Source organism: Burkholderia sp. YIM B11467 (genome assembly GCF_052952715.1).
Genome location: NZ_JBQVSQ010000002.1, coordinates 288268 through 313702 on the forward strand (window position 1 = coordinate 288268; position 25435 = coordinate 313702).

19 protein-coding genes are annotated in these 25435 nt (G+C 67.9%); 8 read left to right on the forward strand and 11 right to left on the reverse strand.

Annotated features, from left to right (window positions below):
• Entirely contained in the window at positions 1-4188 is a 4188-nt protein-coding gene (locus ACTRWB_RS08470) for a molybdopterin-dependent oxidoreductase (protein WP_446901574.1), read from the forward strand.
• A 43-nt stretch (positions 4189-4231) separates the two neighbouring features.
• Here the strand turns inward: ACTRWB_RS08470 and ACTRWB_RS08475 are convergent, their stop codons facing one another.
• Both ACTRWB_RS08475 and ACTRWB_RS08480 read right to left on the reverse strand, forming a co-directional pair.
• Complete coding sequence (locus ACTRWB_RS08475) at positions 4232-5008, reverse strand: SDR family oxidoreductase (RefSeq protein ID WP_446901575.1); 777 nt, start codon at positions 5006-5008, stop codon at positions 4232-4234.
• Positions 5009-5012: 4 nt separating this feature from the next.
• A complete protein-coding gene (locus ACTRWB_RS08480) occupies positions 5013-5450 on the reverse strand; it encodes a GlcG/HbpS family heme-binding protein (RefSeq protein ID WP_412024399.1) in 438 nt (145 codons plus the stop codon).
• A gap of 95 nt (positions 5451-5545) precedes the next feature.
• On the opposite strand from ACTRWB_RS08480, the gene ACTRWB_RS08485 reads away from it, so the two are divergent.
• The 4 genes from ACTRWB_RS08485 (at position 5546) to ACTRWB_RS08500 (ending at position 11270) form a co-directional block, all read left to right on the forward strand.
• Positions 5546-6454, forward strand: a complete 909-nt coding sequence (locus ACTRWB_RS08485; RefSeq protein ID WP_446902034.1) for a LysR substrate-binding domain-containing protein — start codon at positions 5546-5548, stop codon at positions 6452-6454.
• Positions 6455-6534: 80 nt separating this feature from the next.
• Positions 6535-6969: a hypothetical protein gene (locus ACTRWB_RS08490; RefSeq protein WP_446901576.1), complete on the forward strand. Its 435-nt coding sequence runs from the start codon at positions 6535-6537 to the stop codon at positions 6967-6969.
• A 429-nt stretch (positions 6970-7398) separates the two neighbouring features.
• The gene (gene mprF / locus ACTRWB_RS08495) at positions 7399-9993 is read left to right on the forward strand and encodes a bifunctional lysylphosphatidylglycerol flippase/synthetase MprF (RefSeq protein ID WP_446901577.1); all 2595 of its coding nucleotides are present in this window, start codon (positions 7399-7401) and stop codon (positions 9991-9993) included.
• Complete coding sequence (locus tag ACTRWB_RS08500) at positions 9990-11270, forward strand: virulence factor family protein (protein ID WP_446901578.1); 1281 nt, start codon at positions 9990-9992, stop codon at positions 11268-11270. Before mprF ends, ACTRWB_RS08500 begins: the two co-directional genes overlap by 4 nt.
• A gap of 302 nt (positions 11271-11572) precedes the next feature.
• Here ACTRWB_RS08500 and ACTRWB_RS08505 read toward each other — a convergent pair whose 3' ends face one another.
• From ACTRWB_RS08505 to uxuA, 7 genes are all read right to left on the reverse strand, one after another.
• Complete coding sequence (locus ACTRWB_RS08505; protein ID WP_446901579.1) at positions 11573-12979, reverse strand: hypothetical protein; 1407 nt, start codon at positions 12977-12979, stop codon at positions 11573-11575.
• Between the two features lie 560 nt (positions 12980-13539).
• Positions 13540-13983 carry a DUF934 domain-containing protein gene (locus tag ACTRWB_RS08510; protein WP_446901580.1) on the reverse strand — a complete coding sequence of 148 codons (444 nt, stop codon included), beginning with the start codon at positions 13981-13983 and terminating at the stop codon, positions 13540-13542.
• Positions 13980-15764 carry a nitrite/sulfite reductase gene (locus ACTRWB_RS08515; protein WP_446901581.1) on the reverse strand — a complete coding sequence of 595 codons (1785 nt, stop codon included), beginning with the start codon at positions 15762-15764 and terminating at the stop codon, positions 13980-13982. The genes ACTRWB_RS08510 and ACTRWB_RS08515 overlap by 4 nt, the downstream gene beginning before the upstream one ends.
• 205 nt (positions 15765-15969) lie before the next feature.
• Positions 15970-16359: a hypothetical protein gene (locus tag ACTRWB_RS08520; protein ID WP_343494445.1), complete on the reverse strand. Its 390-nt coding sequence runs from the start codon at positions 16357-16359 to the stop codon at positions 15970-15972.
• An 86-nt stretch (positions 16360-16445) separates the two neighbouring features.
• Positions 16446-17879, reverse strand: a complete 1434-nt coding sequence (locus ACTRWB_RS08525) for an aminotransferase-like domain-containing protein (RefSeq protein WP_446901582.1) — start codon at positions 17877-17879, stop codon at positions 16446-16448.
• 117 nt (positions 17880-17996) lie between these two features.
• Positions 17997-19307 (reverse strand): MFS transporter, encoded by a 1311-nt coding sequence (locus tag ACTRWB_RS08530; RefSeq protein WP_048250834.1) that lies wholly within the window; start codon positions 19305-19307, stop codon positions 17997-17999.
• Between the two features lie 71 nt (positions 19308-19378).
• Positions 19379-20431, reverse strand: a complete 1053-nt coding sequence (gene uxuA / locus ACTRWB_RS08535; protein WP_446901583.1) for a mannonate dehydratase — start codon at positions 20429-20431, stop codon at positions 19379-19381.
• A gap of 268 nt (positions 20432-20699) precedes the next feature.
• On the opposite strand from uxuA, the gene ACTRWB_RS08540 reads away from it, so the two are divergent.
• The 3 genes from ACTRWB_RS08540 to ACTRWB_RS08550 all read left to right on the forward strand — a co-directional run bounded on the left by ACTRWB_RS08540 (position 20700) and on the right by ACTRWB_RS08550 (position 24490).
• Positions 20700-21422 carry a FadR/GntR family transcriptional regulator gene (locus ACTRWB_RS08540; protein ID WP_343494448.1) on the forward strand — a complete coding sequence of 241 codons (723 nt, stop codon included), beginning with the start codon at positions 20700-20702 and terminating at the stop codon, positions 21420-21422.
• A 171-nt stretch (positions 21423-21593) separates the two neighbouring features.
• Positions 21594-22718: an extracellular solute-binding protein gene (locus ACTRWB_RS08545; protein WP_446901584.1), complete on the forward strand. Its 1125-nt coding sequence runs from the start codon at positions 21594-21596 to the stop codon at positions 22716-22718.
• Entirely contained in the window at positions 22715-24490 is a 1776-nt protein-coding gene (locus ACTRWB_RS08550) for a diguanylate cyclase domain-containing protein (protein ID WP_446901585.1), read from the forward strand. The genes ACTRWB_RS08545 and ACTRWB_RS08550 overlap by 4 nt, the downstream gene beginning before the upstream one ends.
• A 113-nt stretch (positions 24491-24603) precedes the next feature.
• Here the strand turns inward: ACTRWB_RS08550 and ACTRWB_RS08555 are convergent, their stop codons facing one another.
• On the reverse strand, positions 24604-24903 hold the full coding sequence (locus ACTRWB_RS08555) for a DUF4148 domain-containing protein (protein WP_129515059.1): 300 nt from the start codon (positions 24901-24903) through the stop codon (positions 24604-24606).
• A gap of 275 nt (positions 24904-25178) precedes the next feature.
• Positions 25179-25433 (reverse strand): hypothetical protein, encoded by a 255-nt coding sequence (locus ACTRWB_RS08560; protein WP_027791787.1) that lies wholly within the window; start codon positions 25431-25433, stop codon positions 25179-25181.
• Between the last annotated feature and the right edge of the window lie 2 nt (positions 25434-25435).

Below are 25435 nucleotides of genomic sequence, written 5' to 3' on the forward strand. Positions count from 1 at the left end.
ATGACCGCCACCCCCGTCAAGAGCGTGTGCCCGTACTGCGGCGTCGGCTGCGGGATGGTGCTGCACGTCGAGGATGGCGAGGTCGTCAAGGTGTCCGGCGACGCCGACCATCCGACCAACTTCGGGCGGCTGTGCACGAAGGGTTCGTCGGCGCACGTCGCGCTGCGCCGCTCGGGGCGGCTCGACCGCGCGTTCGTGCGCCGCGCGCGCGAGGACGACCTCGTGCCGCTGCCGGCCCGCGACGCGATCGCCGAGACCGCGCGCCGCCTGCGCGCGGTGCTCGATGCGCACGGCCCCGACGCGCTGTCGTTCTACGTGTCGGGGCAGATGTCGATCGAGGCGCAGTATCTCGTCAACAAGCTCGCGAAGGGCTTCGTCGGCACCAACAACATCGAGTCGAACTCGCGCCTCTGCATGGCGAGCGCGAGCACCGGCTACAAGCAGTCGCTGGGCGCGGACGGCCCACCCGGGTCGTATCAGGACTTCGATCGCGCGAACCTGTTTTTCGTGATCGGCGCGAACATGGCCGATTGCCACCCGATCCTGTTCCTGCGGATGATGGATCGCGTGAAGGCCGGCGCGAAGCTGATCGTCGTCGATCCGCGCCGCACCGGCACGGCCGACAAGGCCGACCTGTTCCTGCAGATCCGGCCGGGCACCGATCTCGCGCTGACGAACGGGCTGCTGCACCTGCTGCATGCGAACGGCCGCACCGATGGCGCGTTCATCGACGCATACACCGAAGGCTGGGACGCGATGCCCGCGTTTCTCGCCGACTACACGCCCGAGCGCGTCGCGGCGATCACGGGGCTCGCGGAAGCCGACCTGCGCACGGCCGCGCAATGGATCGGCGACGCACCGGAGTGGATGAGCTGCTGGACGATGGGGCTCAACCAGAGCACGCACGGCGTGTGGAACACCAACGCGATCTGCAACCTGCATCTCGCGACCGGCCGCATCTGCCGCCCCGGCAGCGGGCCGTTCTCGCTGACCGGCCAGCCGAACGCGATGGGCGGGCGCGAGATGGGCTACATGGGCGTGGGGCTGCCGGGCCAGCGCTCGGTGCTGTCCGACGACGACCGGCGCTTCGTCGAGAATCTGTGGCGCGGGCCGGCCGGCACGCTGCGCAAGGAAACCGGCCAGGGCACCGTCGACTTGTTCTCGCGGATGGCGGCCGGCGACATCAAGGCGTGCTGGATCGTCTGCACGAACCCGGTCGCGACCGTGCCGAACCGGCAGAACGTGATCGCCGGCTTGCAGGCGGCGGAGCTCGTGATCGCGCAGGACGCGTTCCTCGACACCGAGACCAACCGCTACGCGGACATCCTGCTGCCCGGCGCGCTGTGGGCCGAGGGCGACGGCGTGATGGTCAACTCCGAGCGCAACATGACGCTGATGCGCGCCGCCGTGGCGCCGCCCGGCGACGCGCTGCCCGACTGGCGCATCGTCGCGGAAGTCGCGCGTGCGATGGGTTTCGGCGACGCGTTCGACTATGCGTCGGCGGCCGACGTGTTCGACGAGATCGTCCGTTTCTCGAATCCGGCGACCGGTTACGACCTGCGCGGCGCGAGCCACGCGGCGCTGCGCGACGGGCCCGTGCAGTGGCCGGTCGCACCGGGCACCGCGCGCGAGCGGCACCCGATCCGCTACCTGAACGACGGCGTGAGCCAGACGTTGCGCACGGTGGCAGACGAGAGCGACGCGCCGCGCATTGCGTTCCCGACGCCGTCGGGCAAGGCGCGCTTCTTCGCGCGGCCGCATGTCGATCCGGCCGAGCTGCCCGACGACACGTTCCCGATCGTGCTGAACACCGGGCGGCTGCAGCATCAATGGCACACGATGACCAAGACGGGCAAGGTCGCGATGCTGAACAAGCTGAACCCGCGTCCGTTCGTCGAGCTTCACCCGGACGACGCGAGCGCGCTCGGCATCGCCGCGAAGGACAGCGTCGAGATCCGTTCGGCGCGCGGCCGCGCTGTGCTGCCGGCCGTCGTCACCGAGCGCGTGCAGCGCGGCAACTGCTTCGCGCCGATGCACTGGAACGACGTGTACGGCGACGACCTGTGCATCAACGCGGTGACGAACGACGCGATCGATCCCGAATCGCAGCAACCCGAACTGAAATATTGCGCGGTCGCGCTGCGCCGCGTCGAGACCGATGCGTTCGCGTCCGACGACGACGGCACGGCGCAACCCGATGCATGCGCCGACGACGCGCGGCCCGCGCCGGCGATGGTGCAGGCCACTGCTTCACAGGAATCCGACATGGCAGACATCGACACTTTCGCGGCCGCGCTCGGCGTCGCCGATCTCGCGCCGCCGCCGTTGACCGACACCGAGCGGCTGTATGTGGCCGGCCTCGTCAGCGGGTTGAGGGCGAGCGCGGGCCGGCGCGAGGGCAGCGTGCCCGTGCTGCCGGCCGGCGCGCCGCTCACGCCGCCGGTGCGGTTCTGGCTCGACGGGATGCTCGCCGGTTTGTTCAGCCGCTCGGCGCCCGCCCATGCACACGCGCTGGATGCCGTAACGCCGGCCCAGTCGGCCGACGCCGGCGGCGGCGTGCGGATCGTGCGCACGCGCCCGAAGGTCGTGCTGCTGTGGGCATCGCAGACCGGCAACATCGAATCGCTGACCGAGGACTACGCGACGCTGTTGATGAACGCGGGTTTCGAGATCCGCACCGCGTGCATGTCCGACTATCCGGTCGCATCGCTTGCCGGCGCGCAATACGTGCTGCTGATGACGAGCACGTTCGGCGACGGCGATGCGCCCGACAACGGCACCGAGTTCTGGGACGCGCTGCAGGCCGGCAGCGCCGCGCGCCTCGACGGCGTGCACTTCGCGGTGCTTGCGTTCGGCGATCGCAACTACGACCAGTTCTGTGGCCACGGCCGCCGGCTCGATGCGCGGCTGGCGGAACTCGGCGCGGCGCGCCTGTGCGCGCGCGTCGATTGCGACGTCGAATTCCAGCGCGATGCCGACCAGTGGCTCGAACGCGTCGTCGCGCGGATCAAGGAGGCGGACGCCGCGCTGCACGCGGTGCCGACCGGCGGGATGAGCCCGTCGGGGCTGCTGCCGACGAAGGCGCATCCGGCACCGTCGAAGCTCGTCGCGAACCTGCGGCTCAATCGTCCGGGCGCCGCGAAGGACACGCGTTATGTGTCGCTGTCGACCGAAGGCGCGAACCTCGAATACGAAACCGGCGACGCGCTCGGCGTGTGGCCGACCAACTGCCCGGAGCTGGTCGACGAGCTGCTGTCCGTCACCGCGCTGAAAGCCGATGCGCCCGTATCCATCGCGGGCGTCGGCGACGTGCGGCTCGGCGATGCGCTCGCGCGCCACTTCGACATTACGCGCCCGCATCCGGACACGCTCGCGTTCATCGCGTCGCGCAGCGCGAACGGCGCGCTGAAGTCGCTGCTCGGCGACGAACGCAAGGGCGACCTGAAGCAATGGTTGTGGGGACAACAGCTTGCGGACGTGCTGCACGAGTTTCCGGTCGAGCTGTCGGGCACGGAGCTGGTCGGGATGCTGAAGCGGATGCAGCCGCGTCTCTATTCGATCGCGTCGAGCCCGAGCGCGCACCAGGGCGAGATCCACCTGACCGTGTCCGCCGTGCGTTATCACAACGGCCGGCGCGCACGCAAAGGCGTTGCGTCGACTTTCCTCGCCGATCGTGCGGACGACGGCCGCGTGCCCGTGTTCGTGCAGAAGTCCGCGCATTTCCGGCCGCCGGTGAACGGCGACGTGCCGATCGTGATGGTCGGCCCGGGCACCGGCGTCGCGCCGTTCCGCGGCTTCCTGCACGAGCGGCAGGCGCGCGGCGCACGCGGGCGTAACTGGCTGTTCTTCGGTGAGCAGCACGCGCAGACCGATTTCTATTACGGCGACGAACTCGGCGCGATGCACGACAGCGGTTTCCTGACGCGGCTCGATCTCGCGTTCTCGCGCGACCAGGCCGACAAGATCTACGTGCAGGACCGGATGCGCGAGCAGGGTGCCGAGCTGTTCGCGTGGCTGGAAGAAGGCGCGCACTTCTACGTGTGCGGCGACGCCGCGCGGATGGCCAAGGACGTCGATATGGCGCTGAAGGCGGTCGTCGCCGAGCACGGCGGCATGTCGGACGACGACGCGAACGATTACGTCGCGCGGCTCGCGAAGGCGCGGCGCTACATGCGGGACGTGTACTGACCGCGTGGGCGGCGGTCCACCCGCCGTCCCGCGGCCGTAGAGGTTATTGCTGCCGGTCCCACGCACGCGCCTGTTCGGCGCGCACGAACGCTTCCGACGATTTCGGCAGCAGGTTGCGGAACGCGCCGCCGTCCCTATCGATCACGTCGACCATCTTCGCGATCATTTCCTCCGGATCGTGCTGTTCGAGCGGGAACGTCAGCCGCTCGGGCGTCACCGTGTGGACGGCCGGATCGCGCCAGCGCCGCGTCGTCTCCATCATCCGGTCGTTGAAGCCGGTGCTGTACGGGCCGGGGTTCACGACCGCGACGCGAATGCCGTGCGGTGCCAGTTCGGCGTGCATCGCCTCGGCCATCGATTCGACCGCGTGCTTCGACGCGCAATAGGCGCCCGTGAACGGCCCCGTGATCAGCCCCGCGATCGACGACACGAACACGATCTTGCCGTGCCGGCGCGCGAGCATCCCGCGCGCGATCTGCTGCGTCAGTTCGAGCGGTCCGAACACGTTGACGTCGAACAACTCGCGCACGATCTCGACCGGCAGGTCGACGAGCGCGCCGGCTTCGCCGACCCCCGCGTTGTTCACGAGCACGTCGATGTCGAGTTCGGCCGCACGGGCCCGGTCGTGCGCGGACGTGACGTCGAGCTTGATCGCGCGCAGCGCGGTGCCGCGTTGCGCGGCGGCGGCCGCCAGTTCGTCGATCTCGGTCGTGACGCGCACGCCGGCCGTCACGTCGTGACCGCGCTCGGCGAGCCGCAGCGCGACTTCGCGGCCGAAGCCGGTGCCCGCGCCGGTGATGAGGATGCGTTGCTGTGCCATGTGCTTACCTTGTGGTGAGGAGCGTTGCGTGAAAGCGATCGCGGCAATGTCGGGCGATCGCGGTGTCTTCGTCGACGCTGCCGCCCGATACGCCGATGGCGCCGATGCAGCGTCCGTTGCCGTCGACGAGCGGTTCGCCGCCGCCGAACGTGACGAGTCCGCCGTGACTGTGTTCGATGCCGCGCAGCGGGCCGTCGCCCGACATCGCGCCGAGCGAGCCGGTCGATGCGCGGAAGCGGACGGCGGTCAGCGCCTTGCGCTGCGCCAGATCGATCGCGCCGAGAAAGCAGTCGTCGGTGCGCACGAACGCGAGCAGGTTCGCGCCGGCATCGACGATCGCGATGGCGACGCCCGCGACCCGCAGCGACGCGGCGTGCGCGAGCGCGGCTTCGATCGTGCGGCGGGCGGCTGCGAGCGGCAGCGCGGCGGTGAGCGGGTCCATTCGAGGCTCCAGTGGGACGGCAGGGCCAGTGTAGGTCGTCGCGGTATATGGGAGAATCCGCATTCCGCTCGAAGGAGTTTCAAGTTTTTTTAATGATGGGCAGACGCGATCCGATGGCCGGGCTGCACGTATTCATGAGCGTCGCGACGGCCGGCAACTTCACGCGGGCTGCCGCCGCGCTGGGCCTGACGCCGGCCGCCGTCAGCCTCGCGATCGGGCAGCTCGAGGGCGAGCTGAACGTGAAGCTGTTCAACCGCAGCACGCGCGGCGTGAGCCTGACGGAAGCCGGGCAGCGCTACTGGCAGCAGACGGAGCCCGCCTACCGGCAAGTCATGCAGGCGCGCGACGCGCTGAAGGACGCGCGCAGCGAGCCGAGCGGGCTGTTGCGCGTGACTGCGCTGCCGCTGGCGCGCTCGCTCGTGATCGCGCCGGTTCTCGCCGCGTTCCGTGAGCGCTTTCCGAAAGTCCGGCTCGAAATCCGCTACGAGAACGAGCTGGTCGACATCGCGAAGGACGGGTTCGACGCGGGGATCCGCCTTGCCGACCGGCTGCAGCCGGGCATGATCGGCGTGCGGATCGCGCCCGCGCTGTCGTGCGCGCTCGTCGCGTCGCCCGATTATCTGGCGCGGTACGGCGCGCCCGCGTCGATTACGGAGCTCGAGCGTCATGCGTGCATCCGCTTCCGGTTTTCGGAGAGCGGGCGCCTGCACAAGTGGCTGCTGCACGACGGGCGCCGCGACGTCGATCTCGATCCGGACGGCGTGTTCGTGACGAACGATGCCGACGCGGTGATCGATGCGGCGCGTGCGGGTGTCGGCATTGCATTTGCGTTCATGCGCGAACGCATCGAGCAGGACCTGCGCGACGGCACGCTCGTCGAGGTGCTGCCGGGAGCATGCCGCACGCTGCCACCGATGTGGCTCTATTACGTGAATCGCAAACACGTGCCGGCGAAGCTGCGCGCGTTCATCGACATCCTGCGCGAGCGGGCCGGCGAAGCGTAATTCGACGACGCCGCTTGCCGGCAGCGATGCGCGCGGCGGCGCATGATGGCGGCTCCATCCACGCAGCCAGGGAGCGCGTCATGCCGGCCTTCCCGCATTTCCCGATTCGAACCCTCGTGATCGCCGCAGCGCTGGTGGCCACCGCGACCTGCGGCGCGCCGGCCTTTGGCCAAACGTCGACCGTGCCGGCCGGCACGGCCGCCGCGACGCCCGACAACGCGGTGCTGCTGACCGTGTTCCTGAAGCACGACCAGTCGCGCCCGCTCGCCGAGTTGAACGCGCAGCTCGCGAAGCAGGGGTTCTACAAGGCGTTTCCGCCGCCGGGCGTCGAAGTGGTGAGCTGGGCCGTGACGATGGGGATCGGCCAGATCGTCGTGCTGAGGTTGCCGGCGTCGCGGCTGCGCGAGGTCAATCGGGTGCTCGAGGATACGGCGTGGGGGGCGTACCGGACGGAGTTCTATCCGACTTACGACTACAAGGCGATCGGGTTGGGCGAGCATGAGCGGGCGAAGTGACGGTACGCAGTGCGATTCCGTCACGGTGGAAAGCGGATACGAGCGCGCCGAATCAACCTGTCCCCATTCCCGAAACGCCCCGCGCCGTCACGTTTTCATCCTCGCCTGTCGGGCCTCGCCCGGGAGATTTCTCCCAAATGCATCACAAGTCATTCATCCGATGAAAAAATGGACCCGGTTCCCGGTATGATGCGCACCTTGCGTTTTTCGGTCGCACGATTTTGATGCGATGTTTACGCGCCCGCGCGCCACAAAACCGCACAATGCGAACCTGAAAGATTCTGTAATATAAATTCCGTATACTCGTAAGTTCTGATTCAGGCGCCACCTGCCTCCGTCTTCGGCCGACCGCCCACGCAGAACAACCAGATTCGTCGCCGCCTGGCCGTCTTGCGCCGCGACACGCTATGCACCACCACTGAACAATCTATGTCTTCCCGCCACTCTGGTTCGCCCGGCCGTGCCGCGGCGGTGATCGCTCGTGTCCGGGCGCTGATCCGCCATGAGCGCGTGCTGTCGCCGCTGCTCGCGCTCGGCATCGGCCTGCTGCTGATCGTGGTTTTCCAGCATCTGTCGGAATCCGTCGACTACCGGTCGGTGATCCGCCAGTTGCGTCACATGTCCGTTGGCGAGTGGGGCGCGTCGCTGGCCGCGACGGCGCTCAGCTATCTCGCGCTGGTCGCCCGCGACGCGGTCGGCCTGCGTTATGTCGCCGCGAAGGTGCCGCGCGTCGCGCTGTGGATCGGCGCGATCGCCGGATCCGCGCTCGGCAACGCGACCGGTTTCGGCGCGCTGACGGGCGGCGCGGTCCGCGCGCGCGTGTACGGCGTGTCGGGCGTCACGCCCGCGCAGATCGGCCGGATGACGGTATTCACGAGCGGCACGCTGGCGCTCGCGATGGTGCTGATGACGGCGGTCGGCATGGTTTGCGTGCCGGAGGCGCTTGCCGCCATGCTGCACGTCGCACCCGGCGTGCTCACGTGGAGCGGCGCCGCGCTGCTCGTGGTGCTGGCCGCGATGGTCGTGATGTGCGGCAACACCGCGCGCCCGGTCGTGACGCGCTTCAAGTGGCTGTCGTTCGACGTGCCCGCGCGGCGCGATCTCGTCGCGCAGGTTGTGTACGCGGTGCTCGACGTCGTCGCGGCGGGCCTGACGCTGTGGGTGCTGCTGCCGGCCGCGCCGGTCGGCTTCCCGACCTTCATCACCGTCTACGCGGCCGCGTTGCTGCTCGGGATGATCGGCCATACGCCGGGCGGGATCGGCGTGTTCGAAGCCGCGATGGTGTTCACGCTCGGCCGCGAAGTGCCCGCGCATGCGATGGTTGCCGCGCTGATCGCGTATCGCGCGATCTACTTCGGCGTGCCGCTCGTGCTGTCGGCCGGCCTGCTGGCCGGTTTCGAGGGCCGCGCGCTGCGGCGCCGGCTCGTGTCGCGGCAGGCCGCGCGCGTGTCGCAGCTCGCGCCGGTGTTCCTGAGCCTCGTGACGTTCGCGGTCGGCGGGATGCTGGTGATCTCGAGCGCGACACCCGCGTTCTGGCACCGGATCGCGATCCTGCGCCACCTCGTGCCGTTGTGGGTGCTCGAAGGCTCGCAGGTGATCTGCAGCGTGCTCGGCGTCGCGCTGCTGTTCGTCGCGCGCGGATTGCTGCGCCGCCTCGACGGCGCATGGTGGATGACCTTCGCGCTGACGCTCGCGAGCCTCGCGCTGTCGCTGGCGAAGGGCCTCGCGTTCGTCGAGGCCGGCGTGCTCGGCACGCTGCTGGTGCTGCTGCTCGTCAGCCGCCGCCGCTTCAACCGTCATTCGTCGCTGCTCGCCGAGCGCTTCACGGTCAGCTGGTTCGTGTCGGTGACGATGGTGCTGATGCTGGCGGTGTGGGTGCTGTTCTTCGCGTTCCGCGACGTGCCGTACACGCGCGACCTGTGGTCGCATTTCTCGTTCGACGCACGCGCGCCGCGTGCGCTGCGCGCGACGCTCGCGAGCGGCGTGTTCGTCGCGATGTTCGCGCTGTGGCAACTGCTGCGCCCGGCCCCCGGCCGTTTCGTGAAGCCGGTGCCGCAGGACCTGTTCGACGCCGAGCGGATCATCCGCGCGCAGGAGTGCAGCGATGCGGGCCTCGCGCTGATGGGCGACAAGTCGTTCCTGTTCTCGGAGTCGCGCCAGGCGTTCCTGATGTACGCGAAGTACGGCCGCACGTGGGCCGCGCTGCACGACCCGGTCGGGCCGCGCGAAGAATGGCCGGCGCTGATCGGCAAGTTCATCGCGCTCGCGCATGCGCACAGCGGCCGCGCGGCGTTCTACCAGGTGCGAGCGAATGCGCTGCCGCTGTATCTCGACGCGGGGCTCACGCTGATGAAGCTCGGCGAGGAAGCGCATATCGCGCTCGACCAGTTCGACCTCAAGGGTTCGAACCGTTCGCACCTGCGCTACGCATTGCGCCGCGGCGACAAGGACGCGCTGGCGGTCGAGGTGATCGCGCCGTGCGACGTGCCAGTCGCGCTGCCGAAGCTGCGCGACATCTCCGACGGCTGGCTCGACAGCCGCGACGCGCGCGAGAAGAGCTTTTCGGTGGCCGCGTTCCACGACGGTTATCTCGCGACGCAGTCGGTGATGCTCGTGCGTCAGGCCGACAAGCCGATCGCGTTCGTCACGTTCATGACGACCGACCTCAATACCGAGGCGACGGTCGGTGTGATGCGCCATCTGCCGGACGCGTCGCCGTACGCGATGGAGTATCTGTTTACGCAGCTCGCGCTGCATCTGAAGGAAGCGGGCTTTCGCAAGCTGAGCCTGGGCATCGCGCCGTTCTCGGGGATGGGGGCGGCGAAGATGCCGTCGCCGTGGCACCGGCTCGGCCTGATGGTCTGGCGCTTCGGCGGCCGCTTCTACAACTTCCGCGGCTTGCGCGCATTCAAGAGCAAGTTCGAACCGCACTGGGAGCCGCGTTACCTCGCGGCCTCGGGCTCGGTCGGCGTGTTCGTCACGCTGGCGGATCTGTCATTGCTGGCTGGAGGTCGGCGTTCATGATGTTGAAGAAGGGATTCGCGCGGGCGGCAGCCGCCTGCGCGGGAATGATGCTGGCCGGCGCCGCGTGCGCCACGCAGCCGGCCGCAGTGAAGGCCGAAACCGTGTCGGGCGGCCGTTATGGGCCCGTTACCGTCACCAAGCCGAGCGGGCCGCTGCGCGGTTTCGTCGTGCTGTTCTCGCGTGAGGCCGGCTGGAATGCCGCCGATCAGCAGGCCGCCGATGCGCTCGCGAAGGCCGGGGCGATGACGGTGGGTGTCGATTCCGAGCGTTATGCGATGAATCTCGCCGCGAAGCAGGAGACCTGCCACCACCTCGACGGCGACGCCGAGGCGGTCAGCCACCAGCTCGAACGCCTCGCGCAGTCGTCGCGCTATTTCACGCCGATCGTCGCGGGCGTGGGCCAGGGCGGTGCGATCGCGAAGCAGATCCTGTCGATGGCGCCGGAGAACACGATTGCCGGCGTCGTATCGGTCGATCCGGCGGCGAAGCTCGATCCGCGCTTCAAGCCGTGCCCGCCCGATCCGACGATCGTGCGCCGCGCGATGCCGGGTTTTGTCGACACGGCTGCCGCGGGCGATACCGCGAAGCTCGTGTCGCTCGTCACGTCGCACCTGCGTGACAACAGCAGCGGCGACGAACTCGACGTGTCGGATCTGCCGCTCGTCGAGCTGCCGGCCAAGGGCGGCAGCGACCGCCTCGCGATCGTGATCTCGGGCGACGGCGGCTGGCGCGATCTCGACAAGACGATCGCCGAGGCGCTGCAGCGCGACGGCGTGTCGGTGGTCGGCATCGACAGCCTGCGTTATTTCTGGAGCGAGAAGCCGCCCGCACAGGTGAGCCGCGACCTGGCGCGCGTGATGCGTACGTACACGGCGCGCTGGCATGCGAACCGCGTGGCGCTGGTCGGTTACTCGTTCGGTGCCGACGTGATGCCGTTCGCATACAACCGGCTGCCGGCCGACCTGCGCGACAAGGTCGCGGTGATGTCGCTGCTCGGCTTCGCGCCGTCCGCCGATTTCCAGATCCGCGTGACGGGCTGGCTCGGCATGCCCGCGAGCGACAAGGCGCTGAAGGTCGCGCCGGAACTGGCCAAGGTGCCGCCGCAGCTCGTGCAGTGCTTCTATGGCGCGGAAGAGAAGGACACGATGTGTCCGGCGCTCGTGAACACGGGCGCCGACGTGATCAAGACGCAGGGCGATCACCACTTCGGCCGCGACTATATCGCGCTCGAGAAGAAGATCCTCGGTGCGTTCGGCAAGCCGGTGGCGCGCAACTAGCCGCGTCTGGCGTGCCGGCGGAACACACGCGCGTTCCGCCGGCGACACGTGCACGTGAGCGTGGCTTGGCTCTCGAACGCGATACCGCGCTTCGCGTCGCGCTGCGGCAAAGGATGGCTCTCTTTTTCCCAGTCGCCTGATGGTCCGGTAGCAGCCGGCGCGTCGCGTTGCCCGGATCGGGTTCGTCGGGCATTGTCAGGGGCGCGTCGAACAGGTCGTTGCCGCCTGCCGACAGCACGATCGCATCCCATGAATACGCTGGCGTTCCTCCCGCCAGATAGGTGGCGAATTTCACTTCGCTATCACAGCGCCGGGTCGAGCGGCGTGATCCGAGCCAGCATCAACGTGTACTCTTCCGCGGCAATCTGGCCGAATTTCATTTTCACGACCGCTTGTGCCTGGGTCGTCGCGGGTTCGGCCTGCGCATTGGGAAACAGGCACGTGGCGGCGGCTGCGATGATGGCGTCGGGATTTTCGAGCGGCGGCGCATTGGTTGGTATGGGGGGCGATTCCGCGCCCGGCGCCCGGCTTTTAAGCGCCTGCACCAGCAGGAAGATCGGCACGACATCCGCCAGGCCGATCGGCAGCAATTTCGACGCATCCGGACCGAAATGCCGGCGTACGATCGCTTGCGAACCGAGTCGCAGCGTGAAGCGAAACGGAAAGCCCGTGCGGATCGACAGCGTGACGGGGTCGGCCGCCGCCATTTGCTCGATCGACGTGATGCCCTCCGCCTGCAGCAACGCCGCCACGAACTTCGTGACGCCGCTCAGGTTGAGCAGTTCGTCCGGAACGTCCTCGTCCTGTTCGAGTTTGCTCATGTTCAGCGCGGCGAGGCGACGAATCGTCTTCATGATCTGATCGACCGGGAGGATCATCAGCGTGAACGCGATCACGACATGCGGCGGGCTGCCGGCCGACGGTGCATATTCCGCGACAAGAGCAAGCGGGATCGAGAGGAACAGCCGCAGCGAATACCAGTACACGTCGGATGCGTTGAGTGCGCGGCGCCGGATCCCCAGCACGGCATCGCTGACGACGAACATCAGCGCACCGGCGATCGACGACACGATCAGCGGGGCACTGAGTCCGAAAATGCAGGTCGCCTGGTTCGACGACGAGCAAGCCCCCTGCGTACACAGCCAGGTCGCGATGGACGTGATCGCGTACGTCACCACGAGCAGGATCAGAAACGGCGGCACGAACGCCCACAGGCCGTACTGCTCGTGGTAGATATTCGCGAACAGGCGGTCGCCCAGCGTCGGCCAGCGTTCCGAGAAGTCTTTCATGAGGTCCGTGTTGCTGCCCGCGCTCAGCGCCGTGCGTTCCTGATGTTCCGCGAACTGGATCGTCTGCAGCAGCCACTTCGACCAGAAACGCTTGAGGTAGGCATCGAGCGCGTCGTTCTTCAGGCTGTTCTGGAATTCGTCATAACGCGCGTACCAGCCCAGGCACAGGAACGCGATCAGCGGCACGCCTACCAGCACGGTTGCGATCGCGCTGACCATGATGATCGTCCCCCACTGATCCCAGAAAATCCCCGCGCGAACCGGTTGTTTGATCGCATAGGCGGCGACCGCAGCACCCGCCGCGTTGACGAGAAGCAGATAGAGACCTAATGAAATGGCCCTGCCACGTGCCGTCCAGTGATTCATTCTCACGGGATTGATCGTCGGCGGCCGGGCTTCAAACGGATTGGAGGTAGCCATGTGCATGCTCGAGAGTGATCGCACCTGCTTCCACGCACGACCTTGCGTGCGGAAGACAGGCTAATGTCACGTCCCGCCGCCGAACGGCGAAACGATTCTCTTTGCTTCGATGAAGTGAATCAGGGAAGGGGCAGCGGGGTCAGCGCGGAGGGGCAAGGAGATGCTTCGACGCGCGCACGGGGGGAATGGCGGCTTCGCATGCCGACGCGCGCGACGCGTCCGCGAACGGAGCGATCGCGGTGGTGTTTGTGACGCCGCAAGACGATGACTTGTCCATGGCGAGTCCCCAGGTTGAAATTTCTTTGTATAACTTAATTATTGTGTCGAATCTTCACGCGATTCATGTGTCCCGATATGAATCGTACAGAATGTGCCGCGCATTTGATCCGTAGAGTCAAGCTAGGTTATACGTTGAAAATGTCAAGCAATGACCGAATCAAATGCGCGGTTTCGCTGTTGTTGCCAGATCGTGCGAGGGCTGGCATGAGGAATGCAGGTTGAATGATCCTATGAATGACTTTCCCGTCGTGGCGAGTGTGGCCGCGCGCTTGCGAATCAAGTCAATCGTCTGACATTATCTCGCGCGGCGATGCCGGCGCTTCCGATCTCGCATCGCGCTGATAGAAACCCGGAAACCTGTCGAGCTGCCGCCGCGCGGCCGCGATGTCCGTGTCGTCGCCGAGCACCGCGCTCGAAAACCCCGTGCGCTCCATCAGCAGCAGCTGGTCGATCAGCACGTCGCCGGTCGCGCGCAAGTCGCCGGCGAAGCCGAAGCGCTTGCGCAGCAGGTAGGCCTGGCTGTACGCGCGGCCGTCGGTAAACGACGGGAACTGCAGGTCGATGCGCGCAGCCTGCGCGATCCGCGCCGCGAGCGGCGGCAGTTCCTCGTCGTTGCCGATCGTCAGCGTCGCATCGTCGTGCTGCTGCGTGTCGCGGGCGTGTTCGGCCGGCGTCAGCAGCCGGATGCGTGCGTGGATGCTGTCGTTGTCGTTGGCTGGCTTCATGCGTGCTCTGCCTGATGGCGCGCGTCGTTCGCGGCGGCCCTGAAGGGTTCCGCGCCGATGCGGCGCACCGTGTCGATGAATCGTTCGCTGCGGCCGTTCGCATCGATCCGCGCGTCGAGATACGCGTTGACGATCGCGTCGACGACATCGACGATCTCGTCCGCCGAAAACGACGGGCCGATCACCTTGCCCGGCCGCGCGGGGCCGCTCGCGGTCGAGCCGTCCGACCCGCCGAGCGTCACCTGGTACCACTCCGCGCCGTCCTTGTCGACGCCGAGGATGCCGAGGTGGCCGCTGTGATGATGGCCGCAGGAATTGATGCAGCCGCTGATGTGCAGGTCGATGTCGCCGACGTCGTGCAACATGTCCAGATCCTGGAAGCGCTCGGCGATCGCGTCGGCGATCGGGATCGAGCGCGCGTTCGCAAGCGCGCAGAAGTCGCCGCCCGGGCACGCGATCATGTCGGTCAGCAGCCCGACGTTCGCGCTGGCGAGCCCGATCGCACGCGCGTTTTCCCACAGCAGGAACAGGTCGTCGACGTGCACCCACGGCAGCACGACGTTCTGCGTGTGCGTGACGCGTGCCTCGCCGGCCGAGTAGCGCTCGGCGAGATCGGCGAGCGCGTCGAGCTGGTCCGGCGACGCGTCGCCGGGCGCCTGCAGGCGACGCTTGAACGACAGCGTGACGATGCGCAGCGCCGGGTCGCGGTGCGCGGTGACATTGCGTGCGAGCCAGCGCGCGAACGCCGGATGGCGGGCCGCCTGTGCGGATACGCGCGCATTCGCGTCGTGCAGGTCGAGCGTGCGCGGCTTGAGCCGTGGCGGAACGAACGACGCGGCGACGCGCTCGAACTCGGCCCGCGGAATCGTATGCGGGCCGCCGTCATGGTCGACGATCTGGCGGAATTCCTCCTCGACGTCGTCGATGTAGCGCTGCCCCTCGGTCTTGACGAGGATCTTGATCCGCGCCTTGTACTTGTTGTCGCGGCGGCCGTAGCGGTTGTACACGCGGACGATCGCCTCGATGTAGTTCATCACGTGCTGCCACGGCAGGAACGCGCGCAGCAGCGTCGCGATCATCGGCGTGCGGCCCATCCCGCCGCCGACGCTCACGCGAAAGCCGAGCTCGCCCGTCTCGTCGCGCACGAGCTTCAGCCCGACGTCGTGCCAGTCGGTCGCCGCGCGATCTTCGGTCGCGCCGGTGATCGCGATCTTGAACTTGCGCGGCAGGAACGCGAATTCGGGGTGCAGCGTCGTCCACTGGCGCATCACTTCGGCGAACGGGCGCGGATCGGCGATCTCGTCCGGCGCGACGCCCGCGCGCTCGTCGCACGAAATATTGCGGATGCAGTTGCCACTCGTCTGGATGCCGTGCATGTCGACTGTCGCGAGCAGCTCCATCACGTCGGCCGCTTTCGCGAGCGGAATCCAGTTGAACTGCACGTTGGTGCGTGTCGTGAAGTGCGCGCTGCGGGTCGGCAGGCGCAGCGTGCCGAGCAACGCCTGCGCGTCGCACGCGGCGCGATAGGTGGCGTCGTCGGGCACGTCGTAGTCGCGCGCGATCCGCGCGAGCACGCGAAGCTGGGCGCTCGACAGTTCGCCATACGGCACGGCGACGCGCAGCATCGGCGCGTGGCGCTGCACGTACCAGCCGTTCTGCAGGCGCAGCGGTCGGAACGCGTCTTCGCTCAGCGTGCCGTGCTGCCAGCGTTCGAGCTGGTCGCGAAACTGGGCGGCGCGGCTGCGCACGAGCGCCCGGTCGAAATCGGTATATCGATACATGACGTGATACGCGAGAGGAGCCGCGGCGCGCGCGGCTCGAAAGGGATGTTGCGACGGGTGTCAGGCAACCGGAGACAGCGTAGGGAACGCGGGGCGGCGGGACAAGCAGCAGATCGGGACGAAAAGGGCGCAGCAGATGGCGGGCGCGACGCCGGTCGTGGCGGCGCCCGCGCGGGCCGGGCATGCATTGATGCCCGTGGCGGATTCAGGCGTCGACGACGAGCGCCGGATCGAGCGCGCGAATGCGCTGGTCGATGAAGTAGCCGCCGCCTTCCTGATAGCGCAGGAACAGGCGGCCGCACGAGCGGCAGCGGCTGACGTTGCAGCGGTTGTACGGGAAATGGCGCAGCGCGATCGGCGCATCGTCCGACGCGTAGCGCGTACCGGCCGGATGATATTCCGCATAGGTCGGCTCCATCTCACCGGGCGGCGCGAGCGTGGCTACTTCGGTCAGTTGCGCGTCCTGCAGCGACAGCGGCAGGCTCGTCCAGCCGGCAAGCGAGGTTTTCGTGCACGTGCACGGCTGCGCGACGTGCGCCGCTTCGGCCGTCAGTTTCAACAACGCGTCGTGATCGAGGTAGGGCAGTTGGCTCATGGAAAATCGTGAAGGGGCAGCGGGATCAGCAATGTAACCCGCGCGCCGATTGCCTGCATGGACGTGACCGCGTACACCGGGTGCGATCAACCAGCCTTGCGCACCGACGGCTGCGCGACCAGCTCGCCAAGCACGCGGATCGCGCGCTCGATGTCGCGGCTCCATGGATGGCCGAAGTTCACGCGCACGCAGCGCTCGAAGCCGTGCGTGGCTGAAAACAGCGGCCCCGGTGCGAAGCTGATCCCGCGTGCGATCGCTTGACGATGCAGTTCCATCGCGTCGATCGCATCGGGAAACGCGAGCCACAGGAAATACCCGCCGTCGGGCCGCACCCATTCGACGCCGGGCGGCAGCCAGCGCCGCAGCGCGTCGTCCATCCGGTCGAGCTGCGTGTGCAGCGCGCCGCGCAGCTTGCGCAGGTGACGGTCGTAGCCGCCGTGCTCGAGATAGTTCGCGATGCCGGCCTGCGCGGGAATGCTGGCCGACAGCGTCGTCATCAGCTTGAGCCGCTGCACCTTCTCCGCGAACCGGCCGGCGGCAGCCCAGCCGATCCGGTAGCCGGGCGCGAGCGTCTTCGAGAACGAACTGCAGTGCATCACGAGGCCGTGGCGGTCGAACGCGCGCGCGGGCAGCGGATAGTCGGGGCCGAAATGCAGCTCGCCGTAGACGTCGTCCTCGATCAGCGGCACGTCGCGCGCCGCGAGCATGTCGACGAGCGCGCGCTTTTTTTCGACGGACAGCGTGACGCCGGTCGGATTCTGGAAATTGGTCATGAACCAGCACGCGCGGATGTCGTGCCGGTCGAGCGCGTGCGCAAGCGCATCGAGATCGAGGCCCGTGCGCGGATCGACGGGAATCTCGACCGCGCGCAGGTCGAGCCGCTCGATCGCCTGCAGCGCCGCATAGAAGCCGGGCGCTTCGACGGCGACGACGTCGCCGGGCCGCGTGACGGCCATCAGGCACAGGTTCAGCGCTTCGAGCGCGCCGTTCGTGACGACGATCTCGTCGATCGACTGCGACACGCCCGTCGCGAGATAACGCCGCGCGATCTGCTGGCGCAGCGCCTCGTTGCCGGGCGGCAGGTCGACGACCGTGCTCCACGGGCTGACGAGCCGCGTGGCCTGCGCGAGCGACTTCGCGAGACGCGGCAGTGGAAACAGCTGCGGCGCCGGGAACGCGGAACCGAGCGGCACGATGCCGGGCTGCGTGGCCGCGTCGAGGACCGAGAACACGAGGCTGCTGATGTCGACCTTGCGCGATGCGCCGGCACGGCTCGCGCGACGCTTCGCGGCCGGGGCTGCGTCCGGTTGTGCACCCGGCGCGACGTAGTAGCCCGAGCGTTCGCGCGCACGGATCAGCCCCCACTGTTCGAGCAGGTAGTACGCGCGAAACACCGTCGACTGGCTCACGCCATGCTGCGCGATGATCTGCCGCAGCGACGGCAGGCGCGTGCCGACCGCGAGGTTGCCGTTACGGATGTCGTCGGCGATCGTGTGGGCGAGGGTTTCGTAGCGTTTCATCGGCGAGGGCGGGAGCGCGTCGCGCGCGGGCGGCTCATTGTCCGATGCGCGGCCCGAAAAGGAAAGCGCGGGCGGCGCGGCGAAGGCGCCGCAGCCGCGCCGCGCTGCCCCGATGCATCAGGCCGCGTTCGGCTCCGCGCCACGCCCGTTCGCGCCGCTGCGCAGCGGCGGCAACGGTTCGACCTTGCCGACGATGAACAGGTACGACAGCGCGCCGACCACGCACAGCACACCGGCCACGGCGAGCGGCACGACGAACGAGCCTTTCGTGATCGACAGCATCACGCCGGTGAACGTCGTGATGAAGATCCCCGCGAGATTGCCCGCGAAGTTCTGGATGCCGCCGATCGACGCGACGTGCGCGGGCGTCGGCGCGACTTCGCCGACAAGCGTCCACACGTTCGCACCGGCAAACGACAGGCTTGCATACGCGAGGGCGAACAATCCGAGGCACGCCCACACGCTTTCGACGAACGCGGACAGCGCGATCGACGACGACAGCAGCATCCCGAGCACGAGGCAGGTCTTGCGCGCGGCGGTCGCGCTCCAGCCGCGGCGGAACAGGCTGTCCGACACGTAGCCGCCGAGCCAGCCGCCGGGAATCGCGAGCAGCGCGGGCAGCATGCCCCACGTGCCGAGCGACGCGAGCGAGAAGCCGCGCGATTGCAGCAGATAGCTCGGGAACCACGTGATGAAGAAGTAGATCGCGAAGTTCAGGCAGAACAGGCCGATCATCATCCCCCACACGGTGCGGTAGCGGAACAGGTCGAGCCACGACACCTTCGCACCGTCGGTTGCGGCCGCAACGGTTGGCGCGCCGCGCTGTGCGAGCAGCGCGTCGACGGCGTCCGGCGCGATCGCGCGATAGCGTTCCGGGTCGCGATAGATGAACCACCACGCCAACGCCCACACGACGCCGATGCCGCCCGTGATCACGAACGACCCGCGCCAGCCGACGATCGAGATCAGCCACGCGACGAGCGGCAGCGACAGCGCGGAGCCGACGCGCGAACCGCTGTCGAAGATGCTGCTCGCGAGCCCGCGTTCGCTGCGCGGGAACCAGTTGAACGCGACCTTCGCGAACGACGGGATCGCGGCCGCTTCGCCGACGCCGAGCATCAGCCGCACGCCGACGAGTTGCGAGAGGCCGCGCGCGGCGCCCGTCGCGACGGTAAACACCGACCACCAGCCGACCGCGAGCGCGAGGCTGACGCGCACGCCGACCTTGTCGATGAACCAGCCGGCGGGTAGTTGCAGGAACGCGTAGGTCCAGAAGAACGCGCTCAGCACGAGCCCCATGCCGACCGCGTCGAGGCCGAGGTCGGCACGGATGCTGGGCGCCGCGATTGCGAGGTTCGCGCGGTCGATGAAGTTGATAACGTTGGCCAGGAAACACATCAGGATCATGGCCCATCGGATGCGTGGCATGCGGTGTCTCCGCGCGGAATGTCGTGACGGGCGACCGGCGTTCCGCTGCGCCGGCCGCCTCGATGGGGGTGTTACTGCGGCGCGCGGTCGAACTTCGCCAGCGCTTCCCACAGGCCGTTCAGGTAGACCGCGCCGAGCGCGCGGTCGTAGAGGCCATAGCCGGGCTTGCCCGTCTCGCCCCAGATCATCCGGCCGTGGTCGGGGCGCACGTAGCCCGTGAAGCCGGTGTCGTGATACGCCTTCACGATCGCGGCGATGTCGAGCGAGCCGCAGCTCGACAGGTGCGCGGTTTCCTCGAAATCGCCGTTCGCGTCGACCTTCACGTTGCGGATGTGCGCGAAGTGGATGCGGCCCATTGCGCCGAACTCGCGCACGAGCGCTTCGACATCGTTCTGCGGGCCCGCGCCGAGCGAGCCCGAGCACAGCGTCAGCCCGTTCGCGGGCGTGTCGACGATGCGCAGGATCCGCGCGAGATCGTCGCGGTTCTTCACGATGCGCGGCAGCCCGAAGATCGGGCGTGGCGGATCGTCGGGATGGATCGCCATCTTCACGCCGGCTTCTTCCGCGACGGGGATGATCGCCTTCAGGAAGTATTCGAGGTTCGCCCACAGCGCGTTTTCGTCGACGTCGCGATAGTCGGCGAGCAGCGCCTGCAGTTGTTCGGGCCGGTAGCTCGAATCCCAGCCGGGCAGCGCGATGCCATCGTTCGGATCGATCCGGTCGACCGATTCGGTGCTGAACGCGAGGCAGGTCGACCCGTCGTCGAGCGTCTTCGACAGCTCGGTGCGGGTCCAGTCGAACACGGGCATGAAGTTGTAGCAGATGACGCGGATGCCGGCCGCGCCGAGATGGCGGATCGTCTGCCGGTAGTGGTCGATCAGGCGGTCGCGGCCCGGCTTGCCGAGCTTGATGTCCTCGTGGACGGGCACCGATTCGACGACCTCGAAGCGCAGGCCGGCGCGTTCGATCGTCGCCTTCAGCGCGTCGATCTTGTGCGCGGGCCAGACTTCGCCCACCGGCTCGTCGTAGATCGCGGACACGATGTGCGTGACGCCCGGGATCTGGCGGATGTATTGCAGCGAGACCGGATCGGACTCGCCGTACCAACGGAAAGACATCTTCACTGGAGCGGCTCCTGGCTGGCGGTTCATGCATCGGACGACCGGGCGGTAGCACGCCGGCCCGTCGTCGGTGTGCGGATTATGATTGGTATGCCAGTTAACCGGGATAGTGGTTTACCAGTTATCCGATTCCAGATCGCACGGTATGACGCCTCTGCGAATGCGCGGCAGGACTGGCCGACAGGCCGAACGGGACGCGGGCCGGAATTGGTGTACCATTTTGGCGATCCGGTGCCGCGATGGCGCCGGCCAGCCTGTTGCGAGCCTTTCGATGACCGATCTTTCCAGCCTGCCCGCCAGCCGCGACACCGATGCCGCGGACCGCTCCTATATCGGCCTTGCGCGGCAGATTCACGCGATGGTGGCCGCCGGCGCGTTCGAAGCCGGCGCGCGGCTGCCGTCGGAGCGCAGCCTGGCCGACCAGTTCGGCGTGAGCCGCACGCAGGTGCGCGAGGCGATCATCGCGCTCGAGGTGCAGGGGATCGTCGAGGTGCGGATCGGTTCGGGTATCTACGTGTCGGCGGCCGATGCCGCACGGCCGGTGACGTTCGAGGTGCCGCGCGGCCCGGGGCCGATCGAGACACTGCGCGCACGCGGGCTGATCGAGGCGGAAGTCGCGGCGCTCGCGGCGACCGAGCGCAAGGACGCCGATCTCGACCGGCTGTTTTTCTCGTTGACGACGATGCGCGAGCAGATGGACGACAAGGCCGCGTACGACGCGGCCGATCGCCAGTTCCATCTGCGCATCGCGGAATCGACCGGCAACACGGTGCTGCTGCACATGGTCACGGCGATGTGGGACTGCGCGCGCAGCGATCCGCTGTGGGACAAGATCGAAGAGCACTTTCATTCGAGCGCGCTGCGCGAGGCGTCGCAGGAGGATCATCAGCGGATCTTCGCGGCGATCATGGCGCGCGATGCGGCCGGCGCGCGCGATGCGATGCGCGCGCACCTGTCGCGCGTGATCGCGGAGTTCACGCAGGCCTGGCGCTGACGTTCGTTTCCTCGGATGAAAGCGGCGCGGCGTCATCGCGCTGCATTCCCGCTGCATTCCGCGTCGACGACGGCACGCACGCATGCCGTGTGCGGCTTCTTCCGATTGCGCGACCGTACGATTTATGGTCTCGTTGCGGGATATCGCATCGACTCGAAAAAGGACAGTCGAATGCAGCCGGGCGATTCGGGCGGGGACCGATTGATCAGGGGAATCGGCGCGCATGCGCGTCGACGCAGCGGCGTGTTCACGCTGCTCATCATATTGACACTGGGCTTACTGGGCCTGCCTGTTTTCGCCGCCTCTCCCGAAACCGTCAACGACAACGTGCTGCGCGTGCTGGCGTGGCCCGGTTACGCGGACAACGACGTCGTCAGCGCATTCGAGGCGCAGTTTCACGCACGTGTCGAAGTGACGTTCGTCGATTCCGACGAAGCGCTGTGGGCGCGGATGCAAAGCGCGTCGCCGCCGCCGTACGACGTGCTGGCCGCGAACACGGCCGAGATCCAGCGCTACGCGCGCGAACGGCTGCTCGCGCCGATCGACCTGTCGCGCATCCCGAACCGGCGGCGGCAGTTGCCGAACTTCCAGCAGCTCGCGACGATCGGCGGGCTCGTGCAGGACGGCGCGGCATACGCGATCCCGTTCACGTATTCGTCGATGGGGCTGATCTACGACCGCAAGCAGGTGCCGGCCGCGCCGCGCTCGATGCGCGAGCTGTGGAACCCGCGCTACCGCGGCAAGGTGCTCGACTTCAACAGCGCGCAGCACAATTTCTCGTTCGCGGCGCTGGCGCTCGGTTATCCCGATCCATTTCGGCTGTCGCCCGAGCAGACGCTCGCCGTCGCGCGCAAGCTGATCGACCTGCGCCGCAACCTGCTGACGTACTACACGCTCCCTGAAGAGGCGACCGCGCTGTTCGTCCAGCATCGCGCGGCGCTGATGTTTGGCAACTACGGCACGCAGCAGGTCGAGCTGTTGCGTCGCGCGGGCGCGGACGTCGGCTACGTGATCCCGGACGAAGGCGCGCTCGCATGGCTCGACTGCTGGGCCGTCACGCGCGGCGCGCAACATCCCGAGCTCGCGTTTGCGTGGATCAACTACATGCTCGAACCGGCGATCGGCGCGCTGCTGACCGAGCGCCAGGGGCTCGCGAACACGCTCGAGCCGCCGCCGGGCCTCGACGCCGGGCACGAGCGTCTCGTGTGGCTGCAACCCGTCGAAGACATCGCGCGACGCGAATCGCTGTGGGGGCGCATCGTGTCGGGCGACCGGCCTGAGCGGTTCGAAAAATGATCCGGCTCGGCCTCACGTCGAAGCTCTCGGTGCTGTTCGCCTGCATCGGCGTGATCGCATCCGGCACCACCGGCTACTACACGTATCGCGCGAATCGCGCGATGCTCGTGCAGGAAGCGCAGCACAGCCTGCTGATGTCGACGCAGTTGCTCGGGCAGCGCTTCACGACCGCGCTCTCCGACGTCGCGGACGATGCGCTCGTGCTCGCGCAGTTGCCGTCGTCCGCGCTCGTCGCGGGCAGCGACAACCCGGACCGCGCGCGACGCACGCGGCTCGAGCAGGTGTATTACAGCTTCATGAGAAATCATCCGGAATACCTGCAGATCCGCCTGATCGCGAGCGGGCATTTCGGGCTCGAACACATCCGCGTCGATCGCGACGCACGCGGCATCGTCGTGCTGCCGGAAAATGCATTCCAGGAGAAAGGGCAGTTCTCCTATGTATTCGATACGCTCGCGACGGCGCCCGGCCATATCTACCTGTCGCCGATCGTGATCAACCACGAGACGGGCTCGCACGCGGCTGAGGGGCTGCCGATCCTGCGCGTGGGTACGCCGGTCGTCGATCAGCTGGGCCAGACGGTCGGCGCGCTCGTCGTCGACGTCGAACTGTCGCGCGTGTTCGATCGGCTCGAACGCGATCTGCCGGACGACTATGCGGTGTATCTCGCGAACGAGTGGGGCGATTTCCTCGTGCATCCGGATCCGGCACAGACGTTCGGCTTCGATCGCGGCCGGCGCGTGCTGATGCAGGACCATTTTGTCGCGACACACGTGCTGTTCGACAGCGCGCGCGCGAACGTGACGTTCAATGGCCTGGTGCAGCCGGACGAGGCGCCGGGGCAGATGTTCGCGTTCGTGCGCACGCCGTTCGGGCACGACGAGGGCAACCGCTTCGTCGTGCTCGGGATGGCAAGGCCGCTCGCGGACGTCCTCGCGCCCGCCGGCATGCTTGGCGAACGGATCGTCCGGATGGTGCTCGTGTCGAGCTTGCTGGCGGTGATTCTCGCGATCCTGTTCGCGCGGGCGATGACGCGGCCGCTGCAGACGCTTGCGCGCGCCGCGACGCACGTGTTCGACGATCCGGCGGCGGAACGGCTGCCGGTCGGGCGCGCCGACGAGATCGGCGTACTCGCGCGCTGTTTCGACAGCATGCGCGTCGAGATCCGCACGCAGGTCGCGATGCTGCGCGCGAAGCAGCAGGAGTTGACGCACCTCGCGGGCCACGATCCGCTGACCGCGCTGCCGAACCGCCTGCTGTTCATGGAGCATCTCGATGCCGCGATCCGGCATGCGGCCGCGGTGCACGAAGGGCTGGCCGTGATGTTCGTCGATCTCGACCGCTTCAAGCAGATTAACGACCAGCATGGGCATTCGGCCGGCGATCGCACGCTCGTCGCGGTCGCGAAGCGGCTGAGCCTCGCGCTGCGCAGCGGCGACATGGTCGCGCGGCTCGGCGGCGACGAATTCATCGTGCTGATTGCGGACGTGCGTTCACCGGCGGTGATCGGCGAAGTCGCGTCGCGGATCCAGATCGTGATGGCCGAGGAACTGGAGGTCGGCGAGCGGCGCGTGGCCGTCGGCGCGAGCATCGGCGTCAGCGAGTTTCCGGCCGACGGCGCGTCGGCCGAGGAACTGCTCGTGAAGGCCGACGCGGCGATGTACGCGGCGAAGGCGTCCGCGCAGCGCGCATGCGTGCGCTATCAGGAACTGGTCGGCGGCGCCGCCGCAACGGAAGAGGCTGGCCGGGTCGCGTCGGGCGGCAGCCGGTGACGGAGGGCAGGTAAAACGGGCCGGTAAAACAAGCGACGCTAACGCAACGAGCCCGTCACGCGACGGGCTCGTTGCAGGTGCGGACTGCGCGCGCAGGGCGCGCGGCGGCAGGCTTAGTGGCCGAAGTAGACCGAGTCGCGCGGGCTTTGCACCTTGGCGGCCGGTGCGCCACCCTGGACGGTCGCGGCCGGTTGCGCACCGTAGCCGCTGTTGTCGGCGCCGCGCACGCGGGCTTGGGCGGCCTGGATGTCGGCCGGGTAGTACGGGCTCGACAGGCCCGGCTTGTAGCCGGCGCTTTCGAGTTGAACCAGTTCGTTGCGCACCTGGGCGCGGGTCACGGTGCTTTGTGCGAATGCACCGAACGAGGCGGACAGGGCGACAGCGGCAACGACTGCGGAAACGAGCGATTTCATGATGACCTCCGATGTTTGTCTTGGCTTTCCGCGTTCGACACCATGTCGTAAGCGGTTGAATACATCGTAGGCTTCGGCTGACCTAGGGTAAACGTGGATTTCGATGAAAGATCGTTGTCCCTGGAGTAATAATCGCGGGAGAAATACGCTCCGTCCCCATTCGGTATTGCCGGATTTGCAAGGGCACGGCGGGTGGGCGGGTGTCGCGCACGGGCGGGCGCCCGGCGGTAGAGGGGCCGGAGGAGACGACGCGTTCGGGCCGCGGTGCGGCCGGATCAGACGTCGTCGTCGATTTCCTTGCGTTCGCGGCGTTCCTCGTTGCCGCGGCGCGCGCGCAGGCGCTGGCGCGACAGCACGGCGATCACCTGCTGGGTCGGCGCGCCGGACGGCAGCTCGTTGCGGATGCGATCGGGCACCATCGGCAGGCCCGCCCGCTGCCGGCGCAGCGCCTTGGCGATTGCCCGGCGGCATTCGTCCCCGTGGCAATCCCATTCATCGCGGATTCTCTGGCAATAACGGCATTGTTCCATGT